Genomic DNA, 10,932 nt, shown 5'->3' on the forward strand with positions numbered 1-10,932 from the left:
GATGCCCTGCGGGCCGCTTCGCGAAGTGGACCGGCGTTCCGCCATGGAAATGGACCATACCCGTGGGCTGCCCGGCTCGTACGGTCGAGGCATGACGAACACCGAAACCACAGTGGCCGAGCCGTACGCCGCCGAGCTGCCGGTCCGGCTGGAGTGGGCGCGGCACGCTCCCGAGGTCTACAAGGCGATGGTCCGGCTGGACTCCGCCGCGAAGAAGGGCCTCGACCCGAAGCTGTACGAGCTGGTGAAGATCCGCGCCTCGCAGATCAACCACTGCGCCTTCTGTATCGACATGCACACCAAGGACGCGCTCGCGGCGGGCGAGAGCGTCGAGCGGATCGTGCAGCTCGGCGCGTGGGAGGAGTCGCGGCACTTCTACACGGAGAAGGAACTCGCGGCGATCGAGCTGACGGAGGCCGTCACGGTACTGACGGAGGGCTTCGTGCCCGACGAGGTGTACGGGCGGGCCGCCGAGCGGTTCGACGAGGCGGAGCTGTCCCAGCTGATCGCCGCGATCACGGTGATCAACGCGTGGAACCGGTTCGGGGTGACGTGCCGTATGACGCCGGGTCACTACCGGCCGGGACAGCGCCACTGACGGCTCGTACGTCCGCCGCGCCGCCGGGGTCGGGGGTCCGGCCCGGGACCCCGGCAGCGCGCGGCCGACGCGCTGCCGGAGATCGCCGTGGGCCGGTGCGGGGGCCGCGGATCAGGGCAGCCACTTCTGCCAGACGTCCTTGTTGGCCTTGACCCACTTCTCGGCGGCCGCCTCCGAACTCATCTTCTCGTCCGCGATCATCGAGGCGACCACGTTCTGCTGCTCGGCGGTCCAGTTGAAGTTCTTCAGGAACTGGGCCGCGTCACCGCCCTCCTTGGTGAAGTCGGCGTTGAAGTACTTCTGCAGCGGCGTCTGGGCGTAGGCGCAGGCCACCTTCTCGGGTTCGGCGTCGCAGCCCTCCTTGTACTCGGGCAGCTTCACCTCGACCAGGTCGAGCTGGGCGTTCAGCCACTGCGGGGTCCACCAGTAGGTGATGAAGGGCTTCTTGGCCTTGTAGTTCTCCTTCATCTGGGTGATCTGGGCGGCCTCGGAGCCGGCGTAGACCGTCTTGTAGTCCAGGTCGAGGTTCTTGATGATCGCGTCGTCGTTGGTGGTGTACGACGGCGAGCCCTCCAGGAGCTGGCCCTTGTCGCCGCTCTCGGCGGTCTTGAAGAGGTTCTTGTACTTGTTGAGGTTCTTCCAGTCCGTGATGTCCGGGTGCTCGTCGGCCAGGTACTTCGGCACGAACCAGCCGATGTGGCCGACGACACCGAGGTCGCCGCCGGCGACGACGGTCTTCTTGTCCTCGACGTACAGGTCGACCTTCTTCGGGGCGCCGCCCCAGTCCTCCAGGATGGCGTCCACCTTGCCGCTGTTGAGGGCGTCGAAGGCGACCGACTCGTCGAGCTGGGTGAGCTCGGCCTTGGTGTCCAGCTCGTTCTCGAGGATGTACTGGGCGACGGCGGCGTTGGCCTCCGCGCCGACCCACGAGGGCACGGCGATGGTGACCGAGCCGGAGGAGCCCTTGGACGAGGACGAGCCGGTGTCGGCGGCGCCGCAGGCGGTCAGGCCGGTGAGGCCGAGGACGACGGCGGCGGCGCCCGCGGCGCGGGTGAGGCGCGTTCTGCTCCCGCCGGGGTTCGGGTTCTTCCGGCCGGCCGGGTTCGGGTTCTTCATGCGCATGGCGGGTTCTCTCATTTCGGTGGGGCGGACGGTGCGTGGGGTCGGGTGCGGGGCCGGTGCCCCGCGGGGTGCCGGAGCGGACCCCGGGTGGGAGGTCATGGCGCGCCGGTCGCGGCCCGGGTGCGCTGGGTCGTGCGGTCCAGGACGAGACCGAGCAGCACGATTGCGACGCCGGCGGTCAGGCCGGTGCCCAGAGCGCTCTTCTGGAGGCCGAAGACGACGTCGTAGCCGAGGGCGCCGGAGCCGACGAAGCCGCCGATGATGACCATGGCGAGGACCAGGACGACGCCCTGGTTGAGGGCGAGCATCAGCGCCGGGCGGGCCAGCGGCACCTGGACCTGGCGGATCTGCTGGAAGGTGCCGGCGCCCAGGGAGCGGGACGCCTCGAGCGCCGCGGGGTCCACCTGGCGCAGGCCCTGCACGGTGATCCGGATGACGGCGGGCAGCGCGTAGAGCACCGCCGCGGCGACGGCGGCGGAGCGGCCCACGTTGAACAGGGCGACCACCGGGATCAGGTAGATGAACTGCGGCAGGGTCTGCATGGTGTCGAGCAGCGGCCGCAGCACCCGTTCCACCACCGGTACCCGGGCGGCGACCACCCCGACGAGGAAGCCGAGGAGGAGGGTGACGACGACGCCCGCGATGGCCTGCGACAGAGTGTCGAGGGAGTTGTTCCACACGTCGATGACGCCGATGCCGGCCATCGACACGGCAGCCGTGGCCATGGCGCCCCAGCCGCCCGCGAGGAGACCGAGCGCCGCGGCGACGAGCACGAGGAGCCACCACGGGGTGGCGGTCAGGCCGTCGCGGAGCGGGTCGAGCACCCAGGTGGTGAAGCCGTCGGCCCAGGTGCGGGTGCCGCCCAGGACCGGCACGCCCTCGGCGAGGTGGCCGGTGAACCAGTCCATGGCCCTGTTGACCGGCTGGGAGATGTCCACGGTCCACGCCTCGGGCCACTCCTCGATGAGCAGCGCGGCGCCCACCGCGGAGACCACGACGCCCACGCCGGCCGTCAGGCTCCAGCCGCGCAGGCCGTGCAGCAGGCGGACGGCGGAGGGATCGGAGCCCTCGCCGAGCCGGTCGCCGGCGGCGGCGGTGGTGCGGTCCAGCCAGACCGCCAGCAGCACGATCGGGATGCCCGCGGCGAGCGCCCTGCCGACGTCCACGGTGGACAGGGCCTGGAAGACCTCCTCGCCGAGGCCGCCCGCGCCGACCACGGAGGCGATGGTGACCATGGACAGCGCCATCATGATCGTCTGGTTGAGGCCGAGCAGGATCTCCTTGCGGGCCAGCGGCAGACGTGCGGTCAGCAGCCGCTGCCACGGACTCGCGCCCAGTGACCGGGCGGCCTCCATCACGCCCGCGTCGGCGCCGCGCAGGCCGAGCGCGGTGAGCCGGGCCATGGGCGGGGCGGCGTAGACGATCGTGGCGATCAGCGCGGAGGGCACACCGATGCCGAAGAGCAGCACCAGCGGCAGCAGGTAGGCGAACGCCGGCATGATCTGCATGGTGTCCAGCACCGGGCGCAGGATCTTCTCGAAGCGGTCCGACAGACCGCCGCCCAGGCCGAGCAGGCCGCCGATGACCGCGGACACGGTGACCGCGATCGCCATGAGGGCGAGGGTCTCCATGGTGGCTTCCCACATGCCGAGCACGCCGCACATCGCGAAGGAGGCCAGCGTGATGCCGGCGAGCTTGAGCCCGCGCCGGCTCTGCAGGCCGCCGATGCGCCAGGAGAGCAGGACGGCGCCCACCGTCACGGGGAACCAGCCGATGTTCACCAGCAGGTCCGTCATCCAGCTGACGGAGCTGTCGGACCAGTTGCTGAGGTGGAGCAGGAAGTAGAGGAAGACCGGGCTGGTGTCCCGGTTGCGCACGACCCAGGCGTAGGCGTCGTCCAGCGGTGTCTTGACGTCGGCGGTCAGCGCCGACGGCCAGGCTCCGCTGCCCCAGAGGGCCGCCGCGACCGGCACGAGCACGAGCGCGGCGACGGCCAGCGGGAGGAGGCGGCGCAGCAGCGGGTGGGCCGGCCGTGAGCGGGCCGGGCGCGGCTCCCGCTCCTTGGCCGGTTCCCTGGGCGGGGAGGGCGGGGCGGGGGTGGTGACGGCGCTCATATGCTCCACCCCCGTGCGGTTGCGGTGGCCGTGTCCGCGGCGCCGGTTCTGATGCCGGCGCCCATCAGGCGGCTTCCTTCGCCGGGCGGCCGTCGATTCCGGCGACGACCCGCAGGAGGTCGGCGTGGTCGACCCGGCCCAGGCAGCGGCCGTTCTCCACGACGCAGGCGGCCCGGCCGGTACGGGCGACGACCTCGATGGCGCCGGAGACGACGGTGTCCGGTGCGAGGGCCCCCGGGTGGTCGGGGCCGCCGCAGCCCCCGGGGCGCATCGCGGTGCGGACGGTCATGACCTGCTCGCGCGGGACGTCCCGGACGAACTCCCGGACGTAGTCGTCGGCGGGTGCGCCGACGATCTCCTCGGGCGAGCCCAGCTGGACCACCCGGCCGTCGCGCATCAGGGCGATCCGGTCGCCGAGCTTCAGGGCTTCCTGGAGGTCGTGGGTGATGAAGACCATCGTGCGGCCCTCCTCGTGGTGCAGCCGGATCACCTCCTCCTGCATGTCGCGCCGGATCAGCGGGTCGAGCGCGCTGAACGGCTCGTCGAAGAGGAGGACCTCGGGGTCGACGGCGAGGGCGCGGGCGAGGCCGACGCGCTGCTGCTGACCGCCGGAGAGCTGGGCGGGTCTGCGCTGTTCCAGGCCCTCCAGGCCGACCTTGGCGACGACCTCGGCGGCCTTCTCGCGGCGCTCCGCCTTGCCCATGCCCTGGATCTCCAGGCCGTAGGCGACGTTGTCGAGGACGGTGCGGTGCGGCAGCAGGCCGAAGTGCTGGAAGACCATGGCGGCGCGGTGCCGGCGCAGTTCGCGCAGCCGTGCCTTGTCCATGGCGCGGACGTCCTCGCCGTCGATGACGATGGTGCCCGCGGTCGGCTCGATCAGCCGGGTCAGACAGCGCACCAGGGTGGACTTGCCGGAACCGGACAGGCCCATGACGACGAAGACCTCGCCCTTGCGGACGTCGAAGCTCACATCGCGGACGGCGGCCGTACAGCCGGTGCGGGCGCGCAGTTCGGCGGGGTCGAGGGCGGTGAGGTCCGGGTCGCCGGGGACGCGGTCGGCCTTGGGGCCGAAGACCTTCCACAGTCCGTCGACGGAGAAGACGGGGGTGTCGGCGACCGGGGTGTCAGTGGCGGTGGTGGTCACTTGGCACCACCGATCAGCTCCACGGCGCGCTCGCCGACCATGAGGACTCCGATCATCGGGTTGACGGCGGTCATGGTCGGGAAGACGGAGGCGTCCGCGATCCGGATGCCCTCCAGGCCGCGGATCCGCAGTTCGGGGTCGACGACGGCCTGTTCGTCGTCGGCGGCGCCCATCCTGCAGGTGCCCGCCGGGTGGTAGACGGTGTGGGCGGCCTTGCGGGCGTACTCACCGAGTTCCTCGTCACCGGTGACGTCGGCTCCGGGGGCGACCTCGCGCTTGAGCCAGTGGGCCAGCGGTTCGGTCTTCGCGATCTCGCGGGCGATGCGGATGCCGTCGACGAGGGTGCGGCCGTCGTAGTCGTCCTCGTCGGTGAAGTAGCGGAAGTCGAGGGCGGGCTTGACCTCGGGATCGGCACTGGTGAGGTACAGCCGGCCGCGGGACTTCGGCTTGGGGATGTTCGGGGTCATGGAGACGCCGAACTCCGGCCGCCGGTAGCCCAGTCGCTCCGGATTGTCGGTGAACGGGATCTGGTAGAAGTGGAACATCAGGTCGGGGCCCGCGTGTTGCGGGTCACGGCGCACGAACAGGCCGGCGTCGGAGTCCATCGCCGAGTTGTCGGGGAGGGGACCGTCGGTCTCCCAGACGATCACCGACTCGGGGTGGTCGAGCAGGTTCTCGCCGACGCCGGGCAGATCGAGCGCCACGGGTATGCCGAGTGCCTCCAGGTCGGCCCTGGGGCCGATGCCGGAGTGCAGCAGCAGGCGCGGCGAGTCGACGGCGCCGGCGCACAGCACGACCTCGCTCCGCGCCTTGACGAGGAGTTCCTCACCGTCCTTGGTGCGTACGTGGACGCCCTCGGCGCGGGTGCCGTTCAGCTCCAGCCGGTACGCCCAGGTCTCCAGCAGGATCGTGAGGTTGGCGCGTTCGTCCATCACCGGGTGCAGGTACGCCACCGACGCCGACGAACGTCTGTTGTCCTCCGGGTGGTAGGCCAGGTCGAAGAAGCCGACGCCCTCGGTGAACGGCCTCTTGTTGAAGCCCTCGACGCGCGGGACCTCGAGGGCCGTCTGCGCGGCGTCGACGAAGTCCCGGGCGATGGCGTTGCGGTCCTTCTCGTCGACGGGGACGATGTTGTTCTCGAGGCGGGCGTAGTACGCCTCCATCTGCACCGCGCCCCAGCCCTCGGCGCCGGCGGCCTCCCACTCGTCCCAGTCGGACGGCAGCGGCTTGAACGCGATGAGCGTGTTGTGCGAGGAACAGCCGCCGAGGACACGGGCGCGGCTGTGCCGGATGTGCGAATTGCCGCGCGGCTGCTCGGTGGTGGGGTAGTCGTAGTCCAGCTCGCCGCCGAGCAGGCCCATCCAGCGGCGCAGGGTCAGCACGTCGTCGCGGCCGACGTCGCTGGGGCCGCCCTCGATGACGGCGACGGTGACATCCGGGTTCTCGGTCAGCCGGGAGGCGATGACGGACCCTGCGGTGCCGCCGCCTATGACGACGTAGTCGTAGACGAGTTCACGTTCGTGGGTTTGTGCGGGCATCGGGGTGGTACTCCTCCGGGGACTCGGGGACAGGTGGGTGGGTCGCGGTGCGAGGAGCCGCGTGACGGGCGGGACGGCCGGCTGCGGAGCGGGCGGTACGAGTGCTGCGAGCGGTACCGCCGGACGAAGCGTGCTGCCGGACCGGGCGGCGGTGCGGGGACACCGCCGGGTGTGCGTGCACGGCTTCCGCGGATCAGCCCGCGAACCAGCGCACCGGCTTCGGCGCCAGGTTCTGGTAGATGTGCTTGGTCTCGCGGTACTCGGCGAGACCGGCCGGGCCCAGTTCCCGGCCGACTCCGCTCCTGCCGAAACCGCCCCACTCCGCCTGTGGGAGGTAGGGATGGAAGTCGTTGATCCACACGGTGCCGTGGCGCAGGCGTCCGGCCACGCGCCGGGCGCGGCCCGCGTCGGCGGTCCATACGGCGCCGGCCAGCCCGTACTCGGTGTCGTTGGCGAGGGCGACGGCCTCGTCCTCGGTGCGGAAGGTCTCGACGGTGAGGACCGGGCCGAAGACCTCCTCGCGTACGACGCGCATCTCCCGGTGGCAGCGGTCCAGGACGGTCGGCTCGAAGAAGTAGCCGGCCTCGGGGCGTTCGGCGGACGGCTCGGGCCGCTTGCCGCCGGAGCGCAGTACCGCGCCCTCCTTCAGCGCGGACTCGACGTACGCCTCGACCTTCGCGCGCTGCTGTTCTGAGACCAGCGGACCGCATTCGACGCCGTCCGCGGTGCCCCGGCCGAGCCTGATCCGCTCGGCGCGGCGGGCGAGTTCGGCGACGAAGCGGTCCCTGACCGACTCCTCGACGATGAGCCGCGCGCCCGCGGAGCAGACCTGGCCGCTGTGGATGAAGGCGGCGTTGAGTGCCTGGTCGACCGCGGTGTCGAAGCCCTCCTCGGTGGCGCAGGCGTCGGCGAAGACCACGTTCGGGTTCTTGCCGCCGAGTTCCAGGGCCACCTTCTTCACGCTCGGGGCGGCCGCCTGGGCGACCTTGGTGCCGCTGACCAGGCCGCCGGTGAAGGAGACCAGGTCGACGTCCGGGTGCTCGGCCAGCCGGGCGCCGACGGTGTGGCCGGGGCCGGTGACGATGTTGGCGACACCGGCGGGCAGTCCGGCCTCGGCCAGCAGGCCGATGAGGGCGACGGTGGTGAGCGGGGTGATCTCGCTGGGCTTGACCACGAAGGTGTTGCCGGCCGCGAGGGCGGGGGCGATCTTCCAGCTGGCCTGCAGCAGTGGATAGTTCCAGGGGGTGATGAGCGCGCAGACGCCGACCGGCTCGTGCACGACGACGCTGTGGATGTCGGGTGAGCCCGCGTCGACGACGCGGCCGGGCGCCTCCCCGGCGACCAGGTCGGCGAAGTAGCGGAAGGCGTCGGCCACGCAGTCGATGTCGACGCGGCCCTCCTCGGCGGTCTTGCCCGCGTCCCGGCTCTCCAGCAGGCCGAGCTCCTCACGGTCCCGCAGGAGCAGTCCGGCGACGCGGCGCAGCAGCGCGGCCCGTTCGGCGACGGGCGTGTGCGGCCAGGGGCCCTCGTGGAAGGCCCGGCGCGCGGCGGCCACCGCGAGGTCGGCGTCCTTCTCGTCGCCCTCCGCGACCAGGGCGAACGGCAGGGCGTCCGCGGGGTCGAGGATCTCGCGGGCGGCTCCCGAGACGGCGGCCCGCCACTCGCCTCCCGCGTGGATGGTGCCGCGCACCTGAAGTTCTGTGCTGTCCGCCATGTTCGGTAACTGCCTTCCGTTCCTGTTCCGCGTCCGTGCACCACGCATGTGTCAGCCACATGTGTCATCCACGAGACCGGGTGCTCCTGCCCTGCCGCCCCGAATGCATGCCGAATCCATGGCCGGAAGTGCGCCGAGTCACTGAATTCGAGGAGAAAGCGGGAGAAAGCACTCATCAACCACGCGTGCGGCGCCCGCGCCCACTGGTGACCCGCCGTTCCTTTGACTAGAGTCAAAGAACCATGGAGCCAGTATCGCCGGAGCAGGTGGCGGACTTCCGCCGCTTCAACCGCTGCCTGACGCGCCGGATCGGCGCGCTCGACGACCACTACCTGGGCCAGGACCGGCCCCTCGGCGAGGCCCGGCTGCTCTTCGAGATCGCGGAGCGCGAGGGCCCGGACGGTGTGTCCCTGCGCGAGCTGAGGAGCCGGCTCGGTCTGGACGCCGGGTATCTGAGCCGGATGACGAAGACCCTCCGGGCCCAGGGCCTGGTCCGGCTGAGTGTGCACACGCAGGACAGCCGGCTGCGCACGGTCCGGCTGACCCGGGCCGGACGCGCCGAGGTCACGGAGCAGAACCGCCGCGCCGACTCACTCGCCGCCGGAGTGCTCGGGCGGCTGGATCCCGGCGGGCGGGCGCGGCTCACCGAGGCGATGGCGACCACCCGGCGCCTGCTGCGGCTGGCGGCGATCACCGTCGAGCGCGTCGACGGGCACCACCCGGACGCCCGCGCCTGCCTCGACGCCTACGCCGACGACCTCGACGTCCGCTTCCCCGAGGGCTTCGACCGGACGGACCTGGTGGGCGCGGAGGAGGTGTCGGGGGCCGCGGGGGCGTTCTTCGTCGCGTACGAGGAGGGGCGCCCGGTGGGCTGCGGGGCGCTGCTCCGGCAGGCCGCCGGGACCGGCGAGATCCGGCATGTCTGGGTCCACGCCGACGCCCGCCGGCTCGGTCTGGCGCGCCGCGTCCTCGACACGCTGGAGACGGAGGCGCTGCGCCGCGGCTGGACCGTCGTACGGCTGGACACGCACGCGGCGCTCACCGAGGCGCGGGCGATGTACCGGTCGGCCGGCTACACCGAGATCCCGGCCTACGACGACCACGTGTACGCCGATCACTGGTTCGAGAAGCGGTTGTCCCGCTGAGCACCCGAACGCGTCGAGCCCCGCGCCGGTGGAACCGGTACGGGGCTCGCATGGCTCGCGGGCCTGGTGCGGGACGGTCAGATGAGGCCGAGACCGCGGACCGCGTCGCGCTCCTCCTCGAGCTCCTTGACGGAGGCGTCGATCCGGGCGCGGGAGAACTCGTTGATCTCCAGACCCTGGACGATCTCGTACGTGCCGTCCTTCACGGTGACCGGGAAGGAGGAGATCAGACCCTCGGGAACGCCGTAGGAGCCGTCCGACGGGATGCCCATGGAGACCCAGTCGCCCTCGTCGGTGCCGTTGACCCAGGTGTGGACGTGGTCGATGGCGGCGTTGGCGGCGGAGGCGGCCGACGAGGCGCCACGGGCCTCGATGATCGCGGCGCCGCGCTTGGCGACGGTCGGGATGAAGTCCTCGGCCAGCCACTTCTCGTCGTTCACGACCTCGGCGGCGTTCTTGCCGGCGACGGTGGCGTGGAAGATGTCCGGGTACTGGGTGGCGGAGTGGTTGCCCCAGATCGTCAGCTTCTTGATCTCGGAGACCTGGACGCCGGTCTTCTTCGCCAGCTGGGTCAGCGCGCGGTTGTGGTCCAGCCGGGTCATGGCGGTGAACCGCGCGGCCGGGACGTCCGGGGCGGCGGCCTGGGCGATCAGCGCGTTGGTGTTGGCCGGGTTGCCGACGACCAGGACGCGGATGTCGTCCGCGGCGTGGGCGTTGATGGCCTGGCCCTGCGGCTTGAAGATGCCGCCGTTGGCCTCGAGGAGGTCACCGCGCTCCATGCCCTTGGAACGCGGGCGGGCGCCCACGAGAAGACCGACGTTGGCACCGTCGAAGGCCACGTTCGGGTCGTCCGTGATGTCGATGCCCCGCAGCAGCGGGAACGCGCAGTCGTCCAGCTCCATGGCCGTGCCCTCGGCGGCCTTGAGCGCCGGGGTGATCTCCAGCAGGCGCAGCTTGACCGGCACGTCCGCGCCGAGCAGCTGGCCGGAGGCGATGCGGAAGAGCAGGGCGTAGCCGATCTGGCCGGCCGCGCCGGTGACGGTGACGTTCACGGGAGTGCGGGTCATGGCGTTCTCCGTATGACAGCTGGCGGTGGGGCGGTCCCTGCCCCGGGGTGCGGGATCCCGCTCCGGCTCGTGACCGGCGTCCACCACGATGATCGATCATCGGTTCGAATGATCGATCTCTTGGCGTCAAGAGAGATCCAGCGGTCAGGCTATCGCGCATCCGCGGGCACCGACGGCCGGGCTCCCTGTGGCCCGCCCCACAGAGTGACCGCGCGCGTACGGGGGTAGCCGGGAGGGCGGAAAGGGGCGGCCGCTCCGTCCGGGAGAGGTGGGGACGGGGCGACCGCCGTCGGGGACCGACCGTGCCGGACTCCCGTGGGGGTACTTTCCGCGTGCCCGCCTTTCGACGCGGCATTCACGTCCACACGATTCCCCCACACATATACACCCATACGGCTCACGCACGCGGGTCACTCCCACCAACGCCCAGGCCCGCGAGCACAGCACCGGACACGAACCCGTCACCGTCCCGGCGGAGCAGCTCGCGGAC

General features: G+C 71.5%; 8 protein-coding genes. 2 read left to right on the forward strand and 6 right to left on the reverse strand.

The annotated features are described in order from the left end of the window. The first annotated feature begins 91 nt into the window (after positions 1-91). Positions 92-598, forward strand: coding sequence for a carboxymuconolactone decarboxylase family protein (locus B9S61_RS03230; RefSeq protein WP_103540820.1), 507 nt, complete (start codon positions 92-94; stop codon positions 596-598). 111 nt (positions 599-709) lie between these two features. Here B9S61_RS03230 and B9S61_RS03235 read toward each other — a convergent pair whose 3' ends face one another. The 5 genes from B9S61_RS03235 to B9S61_RS03255 form a co-directional block, all read right to left on the reverse strand. Beyond that, positions 710-1,714, reverse strand: a complete 1,005-nt coding sequence (locus B9S61_RS03235) for an ABC transporter substrate-binding protein (RefSeq protein WP_103540827.1) — start codon at positions 1,712-1,714, stop codon at positions 710-712. A 101-nt stretch (positions 1,715-1,815) separates the two neighbouring features. Continuing rightward, positions 1,816-3,834 carry a proline/glycine betaine ABC transporter permease gene (locus B9S61_RS03240; protein ID WP_103540821.1) on the reverse strand — a complete coding sequence of 673 codons (2,019 nt, stop codon included), beginning with the start codon at positions 3,832-3,834 and terminating at the stop codon, positions 1,816-1,818. A 64-nt stretch (positions 3,835-3,898) separates the two neighbouring features. Continuing rightward, complete coding sequence (locus B9S61_RS03245; RefSeq protein ID WP_103540822.1) at positions 3,899-4,978, reverse strand: glycine betaine/L-proline ABC transporter ATP-binding protein; 1,080 nt, start codon at positions 4,976-4,978, stop codon at positions 3,899-3,901. Continuing rightward, positions 4,975-6,516: a GMC family oxidoreductase gene (locus B9S61_RS03250; protein WP_103540823.1), complete on the reverse strand. Its 1,542-nt coding sequence runs from the start codon at positions 6,514-6,516 to the stop codon at positions 4,975-4,977. The genes B9S61_RS03245 and B9S61_RS03250 overlap by 4 nt, the downstream gene beginning before the upstream one ends. A 193-nt stretch (positions 6,517-6,709) precedes the next feature. Beyond that, positions 6,710-8,230: an aldehyde dehydrogenase family protein gene (locus tag B9S61_RS03255; protein ID WP_103540824.1), complete on the reverse strand. Its 1,521-nt coding sequence runs from the start codon at positions 8,228-8,230 to the stop codon at positions 6,710-6,712. Between the two features lie 242 nt (positions 8,231-8,472). On the opposite strand from B9S61_RS03255, the gene B9S61_RS03260 reads away from it, so the two are divergent. Further along, positions 8,473-9,375 (forward strand): helix-turn-helix domain-containing GNAT family N-acetyltransferase, encoded by a 903-nt coding sequence (locus B9S61_RS03260; protein ID WP_103540825.1) that lies wholly within the window; start codon positions 8,473-8,475, stop codon positions 9,373-9,375. A gap of 77 nt (positions 9,376-9,452) precedes the next feature. Here the strand turns inward: B9S61_RS03260 and B9S61_RS03265 are convergent, their stop codons facing one another. Further along, complete coding sequence (locus B9S61_RS03265) at positions 9,453-10,442, reverse strand: malate dehydrogenase (protein ID WP_103540826.1); 990 nt, start codon at positions 10,440-10,442, stop codon at positions 9,453-9,455. Positions 10,443-10,932: the final 490 nt, after the last annotated feature.

It is taken from the genome of Streptomyces sp. SM1, from assembly GCF_002910825.1.
Classification (GTDB): Bacteria; Actinomycetota; Actinomycetes; order Streptomycetales; family Streptomycetaceae; genus Streptomyces; species Streptomyces okerensis.